At 36.9% G+C, this 21883-nt stretch carries 19 protein-coding genes and 1 tRNA gene; 5 read left to right on the forward strand and 15 right to left on the reverse strand.

Annotated features, from left to right (window positions below; translation table 11 throughout):
* Positions 1–2 precede the first annotated feature (2 nt).
* The 7 genes from aroB to B9T31_RS00815 are packed head-to-tail and all read right to left on the reverse strand — an operon-like array spanning position 3 to position 6749.
* On the reverse strand, positions 3–1085 hold the full coding sequence (gene aroB / locus B9T31_RS00785; RefSeq protein WP_086180065.1) for a 3-dehydroquinate synthase: 1083 nt from the start codon (positions 1083–1085) through the stop codon (positions 3–5).
* A gap of 19 nt (positions 1086–1104) precedes the next feature.
* Positions 1105–1647 carry a shikimate kinase AroK gene (aroK, locus tag B9T31_RS00790; protein WP_086180066.1) on the reverse strand — a complete coding sequence of 181 codons (543 nt, stop codon included), beginning with the start codon at positions 1645–1647 and terminating at the stop codon, positions 1105–1107.
* 37 nt (positions 1648–1684) lie between these two features.
* Complete coding sequence (gene pilQ, locus B9T31_RS00795; RefSeq protein ID WP_086180067.1) at positions 1685–3799, reverse strand: type IV pilus secretin PilQ; 2115 nt, start codon at positions 3797–3799, stop codon at positions 1685–1687.
* A 17-nt stretch (positions 3800–3816) separates the two neighbouring features.
* On the reverse strand, positions 3817–4338 hold the full coding sequence (locus tag B9T31_RS00800; RefSeq protein ID WP_086180068.1) for a pilus assembly protein PilP: 522 nt from the start codon (positions 4336–4338) through the stop codon (positions 3817–3819).
* On the reverse strand, positions 4335–5039 hold the full coding sequence (locus B9T31_RS00805) for a type 4a pilus biogenesis protein PilO (RefSeq protein ID WP_086180372.1): 705 nt from the start codon (positions 5037–5039) through the stop codon (positions 4335–4337). Before B9T31_RS00805 ends, B9T31_RS00800 begins: the two co-directional genes overlap by 4 nt.
* Positions 5040–5079: 40 nt before the next feature.
* The gene (locus B9T31_RS00810) at positions 5080–5691 is read right to left on the reverse strand and encodes a PilN domain-containing protein (RefSeq protein ID WP_086180069.1); all 612 of its coding nucleotides are present in this window, start codon (positions 5689–5691) and stop codon (positions 5080–5082) included.
* Complete coding sequence (locus B9T31_RS00815) at positions 5691–6749, reverse strand: pilus assembly protein PilM (protein WP_213033210.1); 1059 nt, start codon at positions 6747–6749, stop codon at positions 5691–5693. Before B9T31_RS00815 ends, B9T31_RS00810 begins: the two co-directional genes overlap by 1 nt.
* A 160-nt stretch (positions 6750–6909) precedes the next feature.
* Here B9T31_RS00815 and B9T31_RS00820 point away from each other — a divergent pair, with 160 nt between their 5' ends.
* Positions 6910–9429 (forward strand): penicillin-binding protein 1A, encoded by a 2520-nt coding sequence (locus tag B9T31_RS00820; RefSeq protein ID WP_086180070.1) that lies wholly within the window; start codon positions 6910–6912, stop codon positions 9427–9429.
* Positions 9430–9495: 66 nt separating this feature from the next.
* Here the strand turns inward: B9T31_RS00820 and B9T31_RS00825 are convergent, their stop codons facing one another.
* The 8 genes from B9T31_RS00825 to B9T31_RS00860 all read right to left on the reverse strand — a co-directional run bounded on the left by B9T31_RS00825 (position 9496) and on the right by B9T31_RS00860 (position 18691).
* Positions 9496–10299, reverse strand: coding sequence for a putative RNA methyltransferase (locus B9T31_RS00825; protein ID WP_086180071.1), 804 nt, complete (start codon positions 10297–10299; stop codon positions 9496–9498).
* Positions 10300–10364: 65 nt separating this feature from the next.
* Complete coding sequence (mraY, locus tag B9T31_RS00830) at positions 10365–11483, reverse strand: phospho-N-acetylmuramoyl-pentapeptide-transferase (RefSeq protein ID WP_086180072.1); 1119 nt, start codon at positions 11481–11483, stop codon at positions 10365–10367.
* Positions 11484–12893 (reverse strand): UDP-N-acetylmuramoyl-tripeptide--D-alanyl-D-alanine ligase, encoded by a 1410-nt coding sequence (locus tag B9T31_RS00835; RefSeq protein ID WP_086180073.1) that lies wholly within the window; start codon positions 12891–12893, stop codon positions 11484–11486.
* Between the two features lie 9 nt (positions 12894–12902).
* Positions 12903–14399 carry a UDP-N-acetylmuramoyl-L-alanyl-D-glutamate--2,6-diaminopimelate ligase gene (locus B9T31_RS00840; protein ID WP_086180074.1) on the reverse strand — a complete coding sequence of 499 codons (1497 nt, stop codon included), beginning with the start codon at positions 14397–14399 and terminating at the stop codon, positions 12903–12905.
* A gap of 7 nt (positions 14400–14406) precedes the next feature.
* The gene (gene ftsI / locus B9T31_RS00845) at positions 14407–16230 is read right to left on the reverse strand and encodes a penicillin-binding protein PBP3 (RefSeq protein WP_086180075.1); all 1824 of its coding nucleotides are present in this window, start codon (positions 16228–16230) and stop codon (positions 14407–14409) included.
* 12 nt (positions 16231–16242) lie between these two features.
* Positions 16243–16599, reverse strand: coding sequence for a cell division protein FtsL (gene ftsL, locus B9T31_RS00850; protein ID WP_416202505.1), 357 nt, complete (start codon positions 16597–16599; stop codon positions 16243–16245).
* Positions 16589–17503 (reverse strand): 16S rRNA (cytosine(1402)-N(4))-methyltransferase RsmH, encoded by a 915-nt coding sequence (gene rsmH / locus B9T31_RS00855; RefSeq protein WP_086180076.1) that lies wholly within the window; start codon positions 17501–17503, stop codon positions 16589–16591. Before rsmH ends, ftsL begins: the two co-directional genes overlap by 11 nt.
* A gap of 177 nt (positions 17504–17680) precedes the next feature.
* Positions 17681–18691 (reverse strand): sulfate ABC transporter substrate-binding protein, encoded by a 1011-nt coding sequence (locus B9T31_RS00860; protein ID WP_416202507.1) that lies wholly within the window; start codon positions 18689–18691, stop codon positions 17681–17683.
* A gap of 495 nt (positions 18692–19186) precedes the next feature.
* Here B9T31_RS00860 and B9T31_RS00865 point away from each other — a divergent pair, with 495 nt between their 5' ends.
* The 4 genes from B9T31_RS00865 (at position 19187) to B9T31_RS00880 (ending at position 21780) form a co-directional block, all read left to right on the forward strand.
* Positions 19187–19471 carry a hypothetical protein gene (locus B9T31_RS00865; protein ID WP_086180078.1) on the forward strand — a complete coding sequence of 95 codons (285 nt, stop codon included), beginning with the start codon at positions 19187–19189 and terminating at the stop codon, positions 19469–19471.
* A gap of 136 nt (positions 19472–19607) precedes the next feature.
* Complete coding sequence (gene gltX / locus B9T31_RS00870; protein WP_086180079.1) at positions 19608–21116, forward strand: glutamate--tRNA ligase; 1509 nt, start codon at positions 19608–19610, stop codon at positions 21114–21116.
* 92 nt (positions 21117–21208) lie between these two features.
* Positions 21209–21284: transfer RNA gene (locus B9T31_RS00875), tRNA-Glu, on the forward strand.
* A gap of 154 nt (positions 21285–21438) precedes the next feature.
* Positions 21439–21780, forward strand: a complete 342-nt coding sequence (locus tag B9T31_RS00880) for a hypothetical protein (protein WP_086180080.1) — start codon at positions 21439–21441, stop codon at positions 21778–21780.
* The last annotated feature ends 103 nt before the right edge of the window (positions 21781–21883 follow it).

The following is a 21883-nucleotide window of genomic DNA, read 5'->3' on the forward strand; positions in this document are numbered from 1 at the left end:
ACCTAAGTTTGTTGATTTTCTAATATCGCTTGTTTCATTAAGTCGACATCAAATTCTTTTGTAATCACGGCTTGGCCGATTTTTTTCATCAGCACTAAACGTAACTGACCGTTCAATACTTTTTTATCATGTGCCATATAACCTAAGAAATCATCTAATGGTATCTTAGGGCAAATGATTGGTAATTGAGCACGCGAAATAATATTCCGTGTCCGTTCTAAATCCTGTTGACTAATCCATCCCATTCTACAAGATAAATCAGCTGCCATCACCATACCTATTGCAACGGCTTCACCATGAAGCCAATTACCATAGCCCAAATATGATTCAATTGCATGCCCAAAAGTATGCCCTAAATTCAGCAAGGCACGCTCACCTTGTTCTTTTTCATCATTGGCAACAATTCTTGCTTTGTGAGCACATGAGCGATATACCGCCTCGGCAAGCAGTACTTCATCTCCCTGCACCAGTTTGTCCATATGTGTTTCAAGCCAAATAAGAAAATCTGCATCACCTAATAATGCATATTTAATCACTTCAGAAAGACCTGCCGACAACTCTCTTGGTGCTAAAGTTTTCAATTGAGCCATATCAGCCATCACCACTTGTGGTTGCTGAAATGCACCAATCATATTTTTCCCAAGTGGGTGATTAATTCCAGTTTTTCCTCCCACACTAGAATCAACTTGGGACAAAAGTGTGGTCGGAATTTGTATAAAATAAACACCTCTTTGGAAACAAGCGGAAGCAAAACCTGCCATATCTCCAATCACGCCACCACCTAAAGCAAGAACAGTACAATCACGATTGAACCCAGCTTCCAACAAGGCATCAAAAATCAAATTAAGATGCGCAATATTTTTATATTTTTCACCGTCAGGCAAAATACATGTTGAAACTTTTTTCTCCAAAGCCTCTAGTGCAGCAATGTAGTTTTTTAAATATAACGGTGCAACTGTTTCATTGGTCACAATCATTACTTGCTTACCTTTAATATAAGGCTCAAGTAATTCTTTTGGATCCAAATGACTTCCAATAAAAATTGGATAACGGCGATCACCGAGTTCAACATGTAAGGTTTGCATGAAATCAACCATTTAACTTTTAAATTAATTCTTGAGAAACAATGAGATGTAAAATTCTCTGCGCTAAATCACGTGCAGCACCTTGATTTGTTTCAATAATATAATGTGCCACCTCACGATAAAGTGGGTCACGAATCGCTAATAAATCTTTGAGTTTTTTCTCAGGGTTTTCAACTTGGAGTAATGGCCGATTTTTATCTCTAAATGTCCGCTGCAATTGAATTTCAACGGGCGTAAATAAGTAAATGACAATACCACGTTTATTTAAATATTCACGATTAGGAGCCTGAGTTACAGCACCGCCACCTGTTGCCAAAACAAGATTTTTTTGTAAAGTAAGTTCATCAATCACCATTGTTTCACGTTGTCTAAATCCTTGTTCACCTTCTTTTTCAAAAATCCAAGGAATAGAAGCGCCTGTACGGGATTCAATTTCATGATCACTGTCTAAAAATTCTCGTTCCAATAATTCTGCCAAGTGGCGACCAACTGTAGTCTTCCCTGCTCCCATCGGTCCAACCAAATAGATATTTGGTAGCGTTTTAAACTCTTTGCTTAGCAAGGAGTCACCTATTAATTCTGTTTAAATTGAAAATATATTAATGATTTCTTGAAAGAGTGTCATCAACTATTCGTGGCGTTATAAAAATCAATAGCTCAGATTGTTGATTTGTCTTCACACTGCTCTTAAATAAATGTCCAATCACAGGCAAATCGCTTAAAAATGGGACTTTTTCATAACTATTGGTTTTAGCATCATCAAAGATTCCCCCAAGTACCACAGTTTCACCATCATCAACTAAGACATTCGTTTCAATTTCATTGGTCTTCAGCGCATAACCTGCATCGGTTAATTGACCAACTGTGTCTTTTTGAATTTTAAGAGACATTTGTACTTTACCATCAGGGGTAATGCTAGGGGTAACTTCCAATTTTAAATTGGCATCCATAAATTCAGTTTTTGTTCCCGTATCGGCGCTCCAAGTTTGGTATGGCAGTTGATCGCCACGTAAAATATAGGCCTTTTGTTTATCACCAGTGAGCACTTTCGATGCCGATAAAACCTCACCATAGCCATCGGCCTGCATCGCCGTAAGTTGTAAATTTAACATATAGTCAGAAATTTTTAATAATCCAAAATTAAATGTTCCGACTGCATTCGCGGCAGCTAAATCTATACCTAAATCAAAAGATGGTGAGTAATTTCCACCCCATACATTTGAACCCGGTTTATTTGGAAATACAGGATTATTCCGTTGTAATCCCCATTTCACCCCTAATTCGCGAGTAAAATTCGTATCGGCGGTCACGACTCTTGCCTCTACCATTACCTGTTTTACTGGCACATCTAATAGGTCGATCATTTTCCGAATTTTAACGATAAATGGTTCTGTATCATTCACAATCAATGTATTCGTCCGTTTATCTATAGAAATACTGCCTCGGCTACTCAACAAACTCTCATTATTTTTGTTGTCGTTCGAATTCGATAGATTATTATTGCTGGCAGTTTTATTCGATGTAATTAATTTTTCAATATCTTCAACTTTGGCATAACTCAATTGAATATATTCCGTTTGAATTGGGGCTAATTTAGTTTGCTGTTCAATCATTTTTGCTTGATCTTCATCAGCTTTTGCAAGCTCAATCACGGGTGCAATCCAAATTACATTTCCACTACGACGCTTATCTAAACTTTTTGCTTTTAAAATAATATCTAATGCATGATCCCATGGAACATCTTTTAAACGCAGAGAAATATTGCCTCCCACACTATCAGATGCAACTAAATTAATATTGGTAAAATCTGCCAGTAACTGTAAAACACGACGTACTTCAATATCTTGAAAGTCGAGTGAAACCTTTTGTCCCGAATATGTATTTGTTGCACGTGATTTTGAAGGGTTTTGTGAATTTAAATTTTTTAAACTAATTGTCAATTTATTTTCAGCTTGGTAAGCCATATATTCATACCCCCCATTGGTCTGAATTGTAATCACCCCATTTGCACCATCATTATGTGCATCGACGGTTGAAACCAGTGTTGAAAAATCATTAACATTCAGACGTCTTAATAAATGATTTGGGATCTTATTTCCTAAAAAGCGAGCAATAACTTTTGTTCCTTGTTGTTGTACATCAACTGGCGTATCTGGATTTAATAGATCAATAACAATTTGCCCTTCTCCCTCTGTCCCACGCTGAAAACCAATATCAGAAATTCCCTTTAAGTTATTGGTGATATTTTTCTGCTTCGCTATTGCAACTGGTGTTCCTATTTTTTCTGGTTGAACTTTTAAAATAAATGTATTGCCTTCAACGCGTGTTGTGACATCACCCGCATTGGCTAAATTAATTGTTAAACGTGACCGCTGATCATCTGAAGAAACATCAACCGAATTGACCTCATTTGTTGCAACTGCAATTGTATTTTGCTTTAAGTTCTGTTGAGCCTGATTAAAATCTAAAATCAATCTGGCAGGTTTTTCCAATTGATAAGCCGAAGGCTGAGGTGGTAAACCATTAAAAACCACTTGTATTTCTGTACCTTGCCCAGGAATTTGCATTGGAATAATATTGTTCATACTCACCTGAGCATTGCTCACCTGAATAACCGACAACGTAACTGTACTTAGTGTTAACTGCCCTAATTTTAATAATGTATTCATTGTAGTGCGATCCCCAAAAATATAATTTTTCTCACTATTTTTCATTCTTATTTCCTAATCTATTAAGGCGATACCCCAATTAAAACCAAACTCCGAGGACGTTCTATATAACCTTCACGACCATCTGGAATAATTTCAATTAAATCAACTTGAGTTGGCGTAACTTTAATAACCCGCCCATGATTCAAACCCAGATATCCGCCAACTTCAATTCGTTCAACCTCTTGATCTGGGGTTTGAATAAGTGCCAATATTTTCCCATTTTTATTTTTTAAACTTCCTTTCATGCTCAAACTTTCAAGTGCATAACTTTCTAAAGCTTGTAATGGACGCGTTAAATTGGGATACACTTTTCTCCCCCCCATTAACTTCAACTCTTCCGAAAGAGAATTTGGAATAAATGGACTACGTAATTGATGTGCTGAATATTCAAATATCGGTGCTGGCTCAAAAACAGGTGGTGGATCAATGGCTAAAGGTGGTTCCTTACGAATTTCTGCCATTTTCTGATTGACAATATCAATACGAGAGTCACAACCAGTGACGAACAATATGGTCAGAATTAAGAAAATCGATTGCTTCATGACTTTGGTTCCTCTTTGCTATTCTTTTTTATGGGCGTACCGACATATCGATAAGTTTTCGCCTTAATTGAATATGTAATAAGAGGGATTCCTGTCGCCTGTTTCGGATTTTGCCCTGCTGTTACGACAAAATCATGTAATGTCACAATACGTGGCAATATTGCTAAGGTACTAATAAAAGAACCAAAAGCATGATAATCACCATTCGCTTCTATAGAAATTGGCTGTTCAATAAAAAATTCTTGCTTAATTTCTGGCTCTAATAAAATATTATTAAATTTTAAGCCAGACTTAATACCTGTAATATTAATGTCTTCGACCAAGCCTGAAATTTCAGTCTCTTTAGGTAACTGTTCCAATTGTTGATTAAAGTTTTCTTGCATCATGTGTAATTGATTTTGATACTGTTGCAAATTTCTTAATGTAGATTCTTTTTTTCTAAATTCTTCTAAAAGATTTGCTTCCTGTCCCTTTGCATTGTCTATTTCTTCTATTTTAGGCTTAATCAGCAACAGATAACCCACAATACACATCATCAAAATGATAAAAACCCAAACGGTGACTTTTATAGTCAACGGCCATCCACCATAATTCTGACTATCTAAGGTATTCCACTGCTGAACAAACTTCTCAAAATTGAACTTCTTTTTTTTAACACTCGCCGTATCTTGAGTCACGTTATTATACTTTTCCATACGTATTGCACCCCCCATGTCGCTAAATTAGCTTCAAATGCAAATCTTATTTTTTAGTTTGTGTTATCTCGGTACTTGCTGGTTCAGTCACATTTGCCGTCACGACAAAATGACCAAAACCATCTTCCAGTCTCGGCACAATTGAATTTTGTGTAGGTTTATTTTTGTCGTCATTAAAGGCTAAAAATGAATTCATAAAAGCATTTCTATACCATGGCGATGCTTCTAAATTTCTCAAAAATTCTGCCACGGTATTTGGACTATCAGCCTTACCCTCAAAAGTGAATAAATTTCCTGTTCGTGTGAGTTTGGTCAAAAATAAATTTGCAGGAATGACTCGAGTTAATTCATCTACTAGTCGAACCACAACCGGTCTTTGGCTTTGTAAACCTTGAATCAGCTTCATTCGTTCAATCACTTGATTACGCTGTTCTTGCAAGCCATCTAATGATTTCAATTGCTCATCTAAAGCTTGGTTTGTACTCACAATCAATTGATTCGTTTGTAATTGATCATCAAGTTGTTGATCAAATAAAAACCACCCTCCACCGACAAGTAATGCGCCTAATAATGCAACACCACTACTAATGGCAATAAATTCTTTTTTTCGTTTTTGTCTTTGTGCTTCGCGCCAAGGCAGTAAATTAATTTTTGTCATTAATCAAAACTCCGCAATGCTAAACCACATGCAACCATTAAAGAAGGTGCATCATTTTTAATTTTTTTGAGATCGAGATGCAAAGCAAAATTCATCTGAGAAAATGGATTAGCCTGCGTCACTTTATAATTTAATTTCTGTTGAAGTAATTGTGCAAGCCCTTGAATATTTGAGCTTCCTCCTGCAAGTAAAATATGATCAATATCATTATATTGTGATGAAGAGAAGAAAAATTGTAATGAGCGAGCAGCTTGCTGAACAATCGCATCTAAAAAAGGTTCTAAAATTTCTATTTCATAATCATCTGGGAGCGAATGCTCTCGTTTTGAACGTCCTGCATCTTCAAAAGATAAACCATAATATTTTTGAATTTCAAGAGTTAACTGCTTTCCTCCAAAAACCTGTTCACGGTTATAAATAATTTTATGATCTCGTAATACCGATAATGTCGTCATGGTATGACCGATATCTAATATTGCAATTGTCTTGGCACTGGATGGTAAATTTTCTGCAAATATCTTTAATGTATTCTCAATTGCAAAATTTTCTACATCTGCAATTTTAGCTGTCAATCCCCCAAGCTCTACAGATTCACTGCGAATTTCAACATTTTCAATGCGAGTCACAACCAATAAAACATTGACGCGATTTGGTGACATTAAACGATCTGTTAAAACTTCAAAATCAAGACTCACATCATCTAATGGAAATGGAATATATTGCTCCGCATCCATTCGAATTTGAACTTCTCTTTCATCATCTTGTAAATCTGCGTCCATCTCAATAATTTTGGTAATCACCAGTGAGGTGGGTATCGCTACGGCAGCTTGTGCAGATTTAAAATGCGTTATTTCTATCGCTCTGGCAATTGCATCACCAACAGCTTCTGAATTTAGAATATTTTTTTCAATCACACTCCCTTCTTGCAAAGGAATAAGCGCATAGTTTTCAACCCAATATTGATTATTTTTTACAGAAAGCTCTAATAACTTAACAGAAGTAGAACTAATATCTACACCCACCACCCCATTTTTCACTCTATGATATAATATCGACACAATTGTAGTTCCTATTTTTTTTATTTCGAAAATAACTTGCTCTTTGAATTTTTGTTTATATTTTTCACTGATTAAATAAAGTTATTTAACAATCAGTCTCTGTACAAGATATACTGATAACAATTAGTCTGCCATCAGTCCTTATTAAAACTCACTTGTTATGAAAAAGCCATCTAGTTCAGGTCGTGTTCATCCCTTTTTTTTAATCATAATTATTACATTAGTCTCAGTTCCTATGGGCTTTTATGGCATGTATCTCTATATTGCCCCTTCTCTTCCAGAAATGTCGTTACTTAAAAAAGCACCATTACTTAAACCCTTACAAGTCTATAGTGCAGATAATGAATTAATTGCAGAATATGGTGGAAAGTTATCCATCCCTGTAGAGTACAACCAAATTCCTAAACCTTTTATTTCCGCATTTTTGGCAGCAGAAGATTCTTCTTTTTTTGAGCATAGTGGCATTAGTTTTAAAAGTCTTGGACGTGCGATAAGTGAAGCTGTAACAGGATCAAATGTACAAACTGGTGGTTCAACCATTACCATGCAGGTCGCTAAAAATTACTATTTAAGCCCTGAAAGAACCTTAAAACGTAAACTTACCGAAGTATTTTTAGCACGTAAAATTGAACAGAATTTATCTAAAGAAGAAATTTTAACCTTGTACGTCAATAAAATTTTCTTAGGTAAAAATGCTTATGGTATTGCTGCTGCTGCTAAAGTCTATTATGACAAAAGCCTCAGTGAACTCACTATTGCTCAAATGGCAATGATTTCAGGTCTTCCTAAAGCACCATCAAAATACAATCCAGTCGTAAATCCTGAGCGTGCTTTAGAGCGTCGAAACTGGATTCTCGGACGAATGCTACAGTTAGGCTATATCAATCAAAATGAGTACAACACTGCCATTGCTGAACCCGTTAATTTAAATATGCCAGATCGGAGTATCACCAATAAATTCCCCTATGTGGGTGAATTGGTTCGTGCTGAATTAGTCAAAAACTTCGGAGAACTCGCTGTAGACTCTGGTTATAAAGTCTATACGACAATTGATAGTAAACGACAAGAATATGCTGAAGAGTCCCTTCAAGCTGGCTTAGAAGACTATGATCGTCGACATGGTTGGCGTGGTGCTGAAGCACATAATAAACCCCTAAATAAGTTTAATGCCTATGCAAACACCTTTCCTGCTCAAGTAATCAAAGTAAGCAGTCGAAGCTTTGAAGCCTTAATGCAAAATGGCCAAACCGTTACAGTTAACTGGTCTGGTATGTCTTGGGCGAGACCTTATTACAATGCAAATAGTGTTGGCGGGGCACCGAATAGTGCCTCTCAAATTGTAAAAATCAATGATATTGTTCGTCTAAGACCTAATGAAGGCAAGACTGAATGGTCATTAGTTCAAATTCCAGCTGTCCAAGGTCAAATTATTGCACTCGACCCTAACAACGGTGCAATTGAAGCAATTGCGGGTGGATATAATTTTTCACAATCAACATTTAACCGTGCTGTACAAGGTTGGAGACAACCTGGTTCAATTATTAAACCATTTATTTATGCTGCGTCATTAGAACGTGGCATGACGCCCTATACAATGGTTGATGATAGTCCAATTCGGATTGGACGATGGTCTCCTAAAAACTCTGATGGTCGTTACTTGGGAATGATTCCATTACGTCGAGCATTATATTTATCTCGTAATACGGTTTCGGTACGCTTACTTCAAAGTGTTGGAATTGCAAGCGCTAAACAACTTTTAATGGATTTTGGACTACAAGAAAATCAAATTCCCAATAACTACACCATTGCTTTAGGAACACCTCAAGTACTCCCTGTGCAAATGGCAACAGGTTATGCTGCATTTGCAAATGGTGGTTACCGAGTGCAACCTTATTTTATTAATAAAATTGAAGATGCATATGGCAAAGTAATTTATCAAGCTGATCCAGAATATGCTTGTATTTCATGTATTACACAACAAGATCAAGACTCAATTTCAGCACCCGTCATTACACCTGATGATGAGGTGATTGAAACCATAATGGAAACTCAGCCACCGTCTGTCATTGCACAAAAAGAATTACAAAATAACAGTCAATATAAACAAGCACAGCGTATCTTAAAATCTAGTTCAGCATACGATATGTCAAATATTTTAAGAGATGTAATTCAACATGGTACAGGTCGTGCTGCATTAAGAATTGGGCGTAATGACCTTGGTGGAAAAACGGGGACAACCAATGATGCAAAAGATGCTTGGTTTGCAGGCTTTAATGGAAAACTTGTCTCTGTTGCGTGGGTCGGCTTCGATAGACCAACGACTTTAGGTCGTCGCGAATATGGTGGTGTAGCTGCGCTTCCAATTTGGACAAATTTTATGGCAAAAGCACTGCAAGGTACACCTGAATCTTGGGTTTCATTGGATCAAAAGGCAAAAGATCCACATCGTTCAACGTCTGCTGATACCAATGATGAACCACTTGTTCTAGATCGTTCATCACCACCATTGGCTCGCCCACTTTATCGACCTGCACCTGTTGTTAAGCCACCATCAAATAATGACTTTGATGATCTACCTGAAACACCAGCAGTAAATAACAAACCTGTATCCACACCAAATGAGCAGACGCCAAAGCCTCATCGTGATTCACTCCAAGATCTGATTGAACAAATTCAATAGATATTGAATGATGTTTTTCAAATAAAAAAACTCTCAATAATGAGGGTTTTTTATTTGAAATAGACTTTATTTTTTTTGAAATAAATAAATTTGATATTGTGCCGCCACATCAAATTTAGCTCGTTCTTCTAACGCTAAACGGCGCTCAGGTTTCGCTTTATATGCATAAGGCGTCATCGCAATTAAATGCTTTAAATCATCTTGATTCAGACTTAAATTTGCATCTATCACATATTCTTTAATCAAATCAAATGTATCAACCAACTGCTCTAGAAACTTAGCGGGATCATGTGGCTTAACTTCCTCAAATAATGCCTCTCGCATTGCATATAAATGCTCTTTTGCTGGTGTTACTACCATCAAATACCCCTGAGATTTTAATATGCGTAAAATCTCATTTTTAGGAATTGGACTGAATAAACTGGTACACATATCAATTGAATGGTCTGTCACAGGTAAGATTGCACCCGTACCAACCACCCAGGTTACGTTCGAATTTAATTTAGCCGCAACTTGTACTGCATTTTTTGCAATATCGACACCAACACATTGCAAAACTTCTGCTTGCATCGCATTGGTGTAATACCCCTCACCACACCCAATATCCAATAAGTTTTCGATTCGTAAATCGCGAATAAGTTGAACAACCGCCTGTTGTAGTGGTGCGTAATGTCCTGCATGTAAAAATGCACGTCGTGCTTGTACAGATTCAGGTGTATCACCTGGCGTCTTACTGTGTTTATGTTGCACTACATGCAAATTAACATAACCTTGTTTAGCAACATCATAACTATGGTTATTTTCACAGCGCCATGTTCTTTCATTCAACACTAATGGTTTATGGCATACAGGACACATCAGCAGATTCATTTCTTCTCCAAAATTTTAGCCATAAAAAAAAGCCGACAAATGCCGACTTTTTAAATTCAATTTGCTTAGCGTAATTTTAAGGTCATTAGCCCTAAAACTACCAGTATAATTGTAATAATCCAGAAACGAATAACTACTTGTGTTTCCCGCCAGCCTTTTTTCTCATAATGATGATGCAAAGGTGCCATCAGGAATACACGTTTATTACGCATACGCAGTGAACCGATTTGTAAAAATACAGAAATTGCTTCCACCAAAAATACACCTGCCATAATGGCAAAAACAATTTCTTGGCGAACCATTACCGCAATAGTACCCAGCATTGCACCTAATGAAAGTGCGCCAACATCACCCATAAATACTTGTGCAGGATGTGCGTTGTACCATAAAAAAGCCAAACCAGCGCCAACCATTGCAGCACAAATCACCACCAGCTCAGATGAATATTTCACATAAGGAATATGCAAATAATCTGCAAAACGAAGATCACCAGCCAAATATGCAAAAACCCCTAAACCAGCTGCAACCAGTACAATTGGCATAATTGCCAAACCATCTAATCCATCTGTTAAATTGACGGCATTAGATGCACCATTAATCACAAAATAAGTAAAAATTAAAAAACCAATCCCTAATGGAATTTTTGATAATGGAATACTTAAATCTTTAAAAAATGGAATTAAAACATCCAACATATTTGCTGTATAGATTGGATTATCTTGGTGTTGGGCAATTAAATATAAAGCAATACCTGCACCTAATGAACCCACTGATGTCCAAAAGAATTTTTTTCTTGCCGGTAAACCAGCATTATCTTTATAACGGATTTTAATCCAATCATCAGCCCAACCGACAGCCCCGAAAATCACCATCACACCCAATACAATCCAAACATATGGGTTAGATAAATCTGCCCATAGCAAAGTAGATATTGCAATGGACAATAAAATTAATACCCCACCCATGGTTGGCGTACCCATTTTCTTCGCATGATTTTCAGGTGCATATGAACTCACTGCTTGACCATACTTCAATGCTTGAAGTTTGCGAATCATGACAGGGCCAAGAACCAAGCCGATGGTCAAGGCTGTCAAGACACTCAGTAAAGAGCGTAGTGTTAAATAACGTACAACTTGAAATGAACTATGATAGCCCGCAAGCTGTTCAAATAACCATAACAGCATTTATATATTCTCCATCAAGTCAGCCAGCAGAGTTTCCATATGGGTATAACGCGAACCTTTAAATAAGAAGCTCATGGACTGAGGCTGATGTGTTTTAACTAAATCTAATAACAATGGTAAAGCTTGTTCTTGTGTCAGAAAAGCCTGCATTTTTTTACCATATTGCGTACTTCTTGCACCCTCTTGTGCAGCGGGTGCAAACTCACCCACCACAACAACAAAGTTTAAACCTTTGATTGAAACTAAATCTCGCCCCAGCATATAGTGTTGCTGCGCAGCACTATTTCCGAGTTCTCCTATATCTCCCATGACAAATACGCGAATCCCATCTTGTTGTGCAAGAACTTCTGCTGCTGCGCGCATGGACGTTGGATTTGCATTATATGTATCATCGATAAATAAATGATTTTTATGATGAATAAAGTCTAAGCGACCTTTTGCATTTTTCGCATTTTCTAGCCCAATCACAATATCATCTAACCCAATGTCCAATGCTAAAGCAAAAGTAGCTGCTGCTAACGCATTTTGTACATTATGCTCGCCTGCAAACGGTAAATTAATCTGTCTATTACCGAGAGGGGTATTTAAGCAAAAAATAACAGACTGAGGTTTCAGCTGTACTTCAGTTGCATAAATATCACCACCCTCACCAAAACTAGCTACTTTTTCTGTTTTTACTGCCTGACGAATTTCATCACTAAAATCATCATGTGCTGGAATAATCGATGTTCCATGAACGTCCACATGGGCATAAATTTCAGATTTAGCGCGACAAATACCTTCACGACCACCAAATTCACCTAAATGGGCAGTCCCTATATTTAAAATTCCTGCAACATATGGCTGAACGAGATGAGAGGTGTAATCAATTTCACCTTGATGATTTGCCCCTAGCTCCATCACTGCATATTGATGTTCTGCACGTAATTCTAATAACATCATGGGTACACCCAAATCATTATTTAAATTCCCTCGTGTAATGAGAGTTGGTGCAAGACGCGATAAAATACTTCCGAGCATTTCTTTCGTTGTTGTTTTACCACTACTTCCCGTCAATGCAATCACTTTTAATTGTGCATTTTTTTGACGTCGATATGCCCCCAAATCACCTAAGGCTAAGCGCGTATCTGCAACCACCAATTGATAAATGTCTGCATCTACAGGTTGGCTGACAATTGCAATTTCACAACCATTTTCTGCAACTTGTGTAATAAATTGATGAGCATCAAATTTTTCACCCTTTAGCGCAAGAAAAACGTCCCCTTTTTCTGCATGACGAGAATCTGTTAAAATTCGTTTAACACTCACATGTGGTACTCGTCCATGATACCAATGCCCTTGTGTTGCTTCTTGTAGTTGCTCAATCGTCCACGGCTCTAAAGGAGTGGTACTGGTTGTTGATGTATGCATAAATCTTCCCTATTGCGCTGGATATGCTGCTTTTACATGCGCATGTTGATTATTTATTGCAGACTCAACCTCCACAACATCATCAAACCAATGTCTCACACCATCAATTTCTTGATAGTTTTCATGACCTTTTCCTGCAATAACCACAATATCGCCATCTTGAGCATTCTTCACAGCAAATTTAATGGCCTCTCGGCGATCATGAATTTCATGAATGCGATGCTGGTTAAAATCTATTCCTGCTTTCATATCTGTAAAAATCTGGATTGGATCTTCTGTCCGAGGATTATCTGAGGTTATCAAAGCAACATCTGCATAGCCCAAAGCAGCCTGTGTCATTAAAGGGCGTTTCCCCCGATCACGATCACCACCACAGCCAAAAACAGCCCATAAATTTTTTGATACGTGACGTTTTAATGTTTGTAAAACTTGAATTAATGCATCTGGCGTATGGGCATAATCCACCACAAATAAACGTTCACCATCGCTAATCACCTGCATTCGACCTGGTGCACCTTGTAGCTGAGGGACAATATGAATTAAATTGACTAATTCCAGACCTGTACATGATGCAGCAATTAAACTTGCAACTAAATTTTCAATATTAAAGTGCCCTAATAATGGGCTCTGAATTTCAAGTTCACCGTGAGCGGTAATTAATTTAAAATGTGCACCTTTTAAACTATATTGAATCTCTTTGACTTGATAATCAGCCATTTGAGATGCTGAATACGTTAATATTTTAGGTTTCGCAGGATTTGATTCTGCTGCCGCAAGCATCAGCGCAGCATATTCATCATCAAGATTGATAATGGCAAATTTCAAAGAAGGGAATTTGAATAATAAGGCCTTCGCTTTCGCATAAGCCTCCAATGTCCCATGATAATCTAAGTGATCACGACTTAAATTGCTATATACCGCTATTTCAATATCACAACCATTTAATCGACCTTGCTCAAGACCGTGTGAGCTGGCTTCAATGGCGGCAAACTTAGCACCAGCCAAAGCATATTCATGTAAGGCAGATTGTAAATGTAATGCATCTAAAGTGGTGTGAGATGATGCTTCTAAGTTTGGTAAAATACCGTTACCCGTTGTTCCCATCACCGCACATGGTTGATCTTGTAACATCAATAATTCAGCGATTAAGCGCGAAATTGTGGTCTTTCCATTGGTTCCTGTTACTGCAATCGTTCGAACTGCTGTAACGGGTTGAGTATGTTCTAAATAATGCTTTTGCCATGCACCCATATTTTGACGAACTTGAGATACAACACAGCTATTTGATAAAGCCAAATCAGTTTCACTAATCACACCAATCGCACCATGGTGAAGTGCGGATTGTGCAAATTGAATCGTTTTTTCAGGCTGTGATAAAGAATTGAGTGCAATAAATATTTGCCCAGCGACCACCTTTCGGCTATCTAAATTAAACCCCTGAAAAGGCTGCTTCATCCAATCTGCCGGATTTTCAATCGAATAAATTTCTTGAAATGAGATAGACATGTATCACCTATTTATTGGTTTTTGGAGCATCAAGAGGTTTATCTAAAGGTACATTTAATAAGCGCAAAGATTCTTGCATAACTCGTGCAAATACAGGTGCAGAAACCGTACCACCATAATAAGAGCCTTTCGGATTTTCAACGACAACGACCATCGCAATTCGAGGATCGCTGACAGGTGCAACACCAGCAAATAATGCACGATAATCTGTTTGTGAATAACCTTTCCGATCTGGACGCAATTTATGTGCCGTTCCTGTCTTACCCGCGACACGATAACCAGGAATTGTTGCACGTGTCGCTGTACCGCCTGGTAAAGTTGCTGTTTCCATCATTAGCAAAACTTGATTGGCAATTTTAGGGTCAATAATCTGCTCTCCCTGTGGTTGCTCATCAAGCTTATACAGGCTTAACGGTACTTTTTTTCCGTTATTTGCAATCATGGCATATGCATCTGCCAATTGAAGTACCGTTGCATTTAAACCATAGCCATATGCCATCGTTGCAACTTCAGAAACATTCCACTTACTTTTAGGTAAAATTAGACCTGCACTTTCACCTGGGAATCTCACCGCAGAGCGCTCACCAAAACCAATTCGTTTATAAAAAGTAGGCAATGCTTCATAAGGTAAAGATAAAGCAATTTTTGCTACACCAACGTTAGAGGATTTTTGAATAATTCCACCTAATGTTAAAGCGCCATAATTATGTGTATCTCTAATCGTATGATTACCAACACGCATTGAACCAGGTGCTGTATTGACAACCGTATTCGGCATATATTTACCACTTTCTAATGCCATTGCGACGGTCAACGGTTTCATTGTTGAGCCTGGTTCAAAAGAATCTACTGCACCGCGGTTACGCATCGCATCTTTATTCGATAAACCATTTTTGTCATTTGGATTATATGATGGCCACGATGCCATTGCTAAAATCTCACCCGTTTTGACATCAACGGCAATTGCTGTTGCAGAACGCGCATTGTTGGCAACCCCAGCCGCGGTTAACTCTCGATACATAATATATTGTAAACGTGAGTCAATACTTAAAGTGATATTTTCACCCGCCTCAACTTCTTTAACGATTTCAGGATCTTTCACCCGATTACCACGTTTATCACGAATGATTTGCTGCTGACCGTCTTTTCCAGCTAAACGTGTATTCAATTGCATTTCCAAACCTTCAATGCCTGAATCTTCACTATTGGTCAAACCAATAATTTGAGCATTCGGCTGTGGCTGAGGATAATAGCGTTTATACGTTTTTTCTGCATAAACGCCTTGAAAATTTCGTTTAGCAATTAAGTCGGCCTGTTGTGGTGGCACTTCTTTTTTCAATACCAAATAACGTGACCGCGGGCGATCATTCATTTTTTTATGTAATTCTGTACGATCCATACCAACAGCATCGGCTAATTCATCCAAATTTAAGTTTTTATCTGGAAGTTGACGCTTTAATTTTCGATTATTTGGGTCTTTTTTTAATTCAGTCGTAATTTCTTTATGCAGTTGTTTATTTTCAAAATAATCTCTCGGATCAATCACAATTTTCATGATAGGCGTACTAATCGCTAATGGAACACCATGTCGATCATAAATTACACCACGCATTGCTTTCACAGTTTCTGTACGCAAAATATTAGCATTGAGTTTATTTTGCAAAAAATCATGATTAATAATTTGAACATAAAAAGCTCGACCAACAAGCGCCAGAAAGCAAAATATGACGACTCCCCACATGAGGTAATAACGCCACATATCAATACTTACCGTATTACGATCAGAAACTGACTGCTTTTTTCGTATTGGTTTTTTACGAGAATCTGACATTAACGATCAATCCTACTTTTTATCTTCTGTTTTCATCGGTAAAGAAATTACAACGGTTTGAGTGGTTGGCGGTGAATACATCCGCAATTGCGTCACTGCACGTGTTCCAATTTGAGCAGTTGCACCAAATGTCTGCTGCTCAATCAATAAACGTCCCCACTCAGCATTTAAATCATCACGCTCTCTGAAATAACTGCTTAGTTGTCGATAATCATGACGATATTCAAAAACTTGAAAAACCACCATGACAGCACTGCCTAAAACCAGTATTAATAGCAAAGCATAATAGAGAACTTTAGAATCTTTTATCGTACTATTCACATTTTTATCAATGAGTTCTGTTGTCATTTCTTGCCCACTATTTTTCAATTTTTTCAGCAACTCGAAGCCATGCACTACGTGATCTTGGGTTTGCCTTTACTTCCACATCGCTTGCCCGAATACGCGCTATCTTTTTCAATCTTCTTGTGTCTTCTTGCTTCTGAGGTAATCCCCACCCTGTATCTTCAGCCAATGTCGATTCTTTTTGGATAAACTGCTTAATCAAGCGATCTTCTAAAGAATGAAAGCTAATGACAGCTAAACGTGCATTGGGTTTAAGAATATCAACAGCTTGTGGCAGAAAAATCTCAATATCTTCTAATTCTTTATTAATTGCAATACGAATTCCTTGAAACGTTCGAGTCGCAGCATGTTTATTTTTTTCCCATTTAGGATGTGCTACTTTTACAATTTCAGCCAATTGACCAGTCGTTTCAATATAACCTGCATGCTTAATTGCCTTAGCAATTCTGCGGCTATATCGCTCTTCTCCATATTGAAAAATATAATTGGCTAATTTTTCTTCTTCAATGTCCACGAGCCATTGTGCAGCTGTAATGCCTTGTGAATTATCCATTCTCATGTCTAATGGCCCATCGTGCATAAAACTAAAACCACGTTCTGCTTGATCTAATTGTGGTGAAGACACACCCAAATCAGCCATCACACCATCAACTGAAGCAATACCGCGAAGATTAAGCTCTTTTTGCATTTCCGCAAAACTGGCATGAATAATTTTAAATCTTGAATCCTGTTGTTCGAGTTCAGCCCCAACTGCTAATGCTTGTGGATCTTTATCAAAAGCATAAACACATGCCTTTTCATCTAACTTCGATAACAATAATCGAGTATGACCACCACGACCAAAGGTACCATCAATATAAATTCCTGTATTGCGATCTGCTAACAGGGCATCAACAGTTTCATGAAGTAATACAGAAATATGAGACATAAGTGAAATCGATCTAAAAGCTAAAGTATAACTGTGTATTATTACCTTGTTTTAATAAAGCTCCAAATGACTTTTTGTTCGTAAATATTAATTTTTATTGAGAAAACCGTTTTCTTTTAATCATTTGTTAAAAAAGCCTCAGATCTGAGGCTTTTTAATGAACATATTTAATATATTTTAGCGTTTTGTACTATAAATTTGATCAAAAATAGCACCATTTGCAAAGTGTGTTTTCTGTGCATTTGGCCAACCACCAAATACTTCATCAATTGTAAAAGTTTTTAATACTGGAAATTGATTTCTATATTTTGCTAAAACAGCTTCATTACGCGGGCGATAATAATGCTTTGCCACCATATTTTGTCCTAGTGGTGAATACATATAATTAATATATGCCGTTGCTAACCACTTATTACCATCCTTCTCGACTGTTTTATCTACAATTGCCACAGAAGGTTCAGTTAAAATTGAGACTGATGGATAAATAATATCAAATTTATCTTTTCCTAATGCTTTTTGAGTTACTAAGGCTTCATTTTCCCAAGTAAGCAATACATCCCCAATGCCACGTTCTGCAAATGTTGTCATAGATGCTCGTGCAGCAGAATCCATAACTTTAACATTATGATAAAGTTTACTCACAAACTCTTTTGCTTTCGCATCATTACCACCAGGCTGTTTTAGCTCATATCCCCAAGCAGATAGATACACCCAACGTGGTAATCCGCCTGTTTTTGGGTTTGGTGTAATGATTTCAACACCTGGTTTAATCAAATCTGGCCAATCTTTAATCTGTTTTGGATTTCCTTTGCGCACCATAAATACAATTGTTGATGTATATGGAGCTGAATTATATGGAAATTCTTTCTGCCAATCTGGTTGAATTTGACCTGATTTTACAATTTCTTCAATATCATTGGCTAAAGCTAAAGTCACCACATCTGCTTTTAAACCATCTACAACAGCGCGGGCTTGTTTACCTGAGCCACCATGGGATTGTTTAAAATTAACCTTTTGACCTGTTTTAGAAGTCCACCATGTACCAAATGATTTATTAAACTCATCATAAAACTCACGAGTAGCATCATAAGAAACATTTAAAAATTGACGTTCTTCTGCTTGAGCAGTCGCAGTAAAACCGACACTCGCAGCAAGCAAAAAGCTACTTATAAGTGCTTTAATAGGCATTTTCATAATTAAATATCGAATTAACTTTAATCACTCCAATATATGAAATATAGATAAAAAGTGCAATAAAAATACTTTTTTAAGGAAATGTAGAATTCAATACAACATATTGTTTTTAAATGAAAATATATAATTTTTAATATATAGTAGATTGTTACATTAAATTAAGCATTCTAAAGAGGCAACTTGATATAAGAAGAGAAAATCATTGCTTATTTTTTAAACCCTAATATCGATATAATCGCTCATTTTGTCACGCTATCAACCTCATTTAATGTAAATTAAGACGCATTTATAATAAATAAATAAAAATTAATCACACAAGTAAAAAAAAGATATATTATTGCGTAAAATAATGTTATAGTTTAGTAAATAATGTGATATATATCTTACTTTGGCTAACACTTTGTGTTTGAATGTTAACCATAATATAAAAAACTGTAACTAAATTACTTTGTGATAGATAAAAGATCACATCAACTTAGGGGAGCATAAATGAAATTAAAAGCATTATCTGCACTATGTATAATAGTAGCTTCACAAGTTGGACATACTGCGGGTATTAATCCTGTTAATACAGAAAATATTACGCCTGTAACAAAAAGCTCTTTGTTAGATAGAGCTGCACATGAGAAAAAAATTAAAAGTAATTTTTCTAATACTCAAAATTCTAAAGTCATTAAATCTTTGAGCCCTGTACCGACACAGAATTTTTTTGCCTATCAGAATCAACAGTTTAGTAAATTTATTCAATCCATTTTTATTCAAACTGGATCATAATTCATTTTAAATCATAATCTCTCTGATTTTATAAATGAGTAACGAAAAGCCTCAGCATATTCTAGTGAATTAAGCAGAATATAATGAGGCTTTTCGCTATAATAGATTTAATTTACATTTTGAATAAAACTCAGTTATGACTGTTCGTACTCGTATCGCACCTTCACCGACTGGCTTTCCTCATGTAGGAACGGCTTATATCGCATTATTTAATTTATGTTTTGCAAGACAACATGGCGGAGAGTTTATTCTTCGTATTGAAGACACAGATCAAGTGCGCTCAACACCTGAATCTGAAAAAATGATTTTGGATTCGCTACGCTGGCTAGGTCTTAATTGGTCTGAAGGTCCAGATATTGGTGGTCCACATGCACCCTATCGTCAATCTGAACGTATGGGAATCTATAAACAATATGCTTTAGATTTAGTTGAAAAAGGTCATGCATTTTACTGTTTTGCTTCAAGCGAAGAACTTGATCAAATGCGTGCAGCACAGCAAGCTCGTGGCGAAACACCTCGTTATGACGGTCGTGGTTTGAATTTATCTCAAGAAGAAGTTAAGCAACGTTTGGCCGCAGGTGAACCACACGTCATTCGAATGAAAGTTCCAACTGAAGGATCGTGTAAGTTTAACGATATGCTTCGTGGCGAAGTTGAAATTCCATGGGCACAAGTTGATATGCAAATTCTATTAAAAACAGATGGTTTACCTACCTATCATCTAGCGAATGTGGTAGATGACCATTTAATGGAAATCACCCATGTCATGCGTGGTGAAGAGTGGATTCCATCAGCACCAAAACACCAATTATTGTATCAGTACTTTGGTTGGAAAATGCCTGAAATATGTCATATGCCCTTACTCCGTAATCCGGATAAATCTAAGCTGTCTAAACGCAAAAACCCAACATCAATTAATTATTATAAAAATATTGGTGTACTTCCTGAAGCATTGCTGAACTATTTGGGTCGTATGGGGTGGTCAATGCCAGATGAACGTGAAAAATTCACTTTAGCTGAAATGATTGAAAATTTTGATATTCAACGTGTTTCACTTGGTGGACCAATTTTTGATGTAGATAAGCTGAATTGGTTAAATGGTCAATGGATTAAAGGCTTAACACCTGCTCAGTTATTAGATCGCTTATTAAATTGGAAATCTGATCGTCAAACTTTAGAAGATATCGCTGCGGCAATTCAACCACGTATTAATCTTTTATCGGAAGCGGTCAATTGGGCTGGTTTTTACTTCAATCAATTCCCAACTCTTAGCAAAGAGCAATTTGAAAGTAAAAAGCTGACTGAAGAACAAGTTCGTCAAAGTTTGCAATTTGCAATTTGGCGCTTAGAGAGTATGTTTACTTGGAATAATGATACCGTTAGCAAAGTGCTTATGGATCTAGCAACCCAAATGGACATTAAGTTACGTGACTTTATGCCTACATTCTTTATCGCGATTGCTGGCTCTACAAGTTCAACCCCTGTAATGCAATCGATGGTCACGCTTGGTCCAGACCTAACCTTCGCTCGTTTACGTCATGCACTTGAAATTGTAGGTGGTCCGAGCAAAAAAGAAGCAAAAACATGGGAAAAACTCAATGAAAGCTTGAAATTGCCGAAAAATGATTCAGTTGATGAAGCTTAAGCTATTTTTTTGTTGACGTATGAGCGTTATATCCCTAATATAGCGCCCATACAGAGAGACGGTTGAAAAACCTAATCTAGTTGCCTCGATAAGTCCCTATCGTCTAGAGGCCTAGGACATCGCCCTTTCACGGCGGTAACCGGGGTTCGAATCCCCGTAGGGACGCCAAATTTAAGATAGAAATATCTTGTAAAAAACCCAAGTATGATTACTTGGGTTTTTTATTGCCTAAAATTCGATAACAAATATATTTTGCTTGAATTTTGGCTTTCTCTTATATTTTTGCTTAAAATAACGCATAAATGAAAACTATGGAGTTGCAATGCAGTATCGTTGCCCAAAATGTCAAAGCCCTAAAATCATGCCAGTTTCTCAATCAGGTAATGTATCAGCACGTCCTGTTGTTCCTAAAAGCCTAGTTTTCCTTATACCTGCTGTTTTAATCTTACTTCTTCTTGTTTCTATCAGTATTGCGATGTGGCTTTTTGGCAATGGTGCAGGCTCAATACTACAAATTTCAACTGTAGTTGTTTTTATACTTTGTGTTATTGCAGGTTTTATGTTCTATCGTGATTTACCTGATTTTAAAATTTCAATGCAATCATTCATGCAATCACAAAAAAAATGGAAATGCCGTGAATGTCATCATGAGTGGGAAATATAATTCACCTTTCTTCTCACATCAGCCTCAATCCTGATGTGAGAAAAACAATAGAATATTCATAAAAATAACTCTCAATACTCACCAACAAAGCATTATTTTTTAA

This window comes from Acinetobacter sp. ANC 4558, assembly GCF_002135375.1.
Lineage (GTDB): Bacteria > Pseudomonadota > Gammaproteobacteria > Pseudomonadales > Moraxellaceae > Acinetobacter.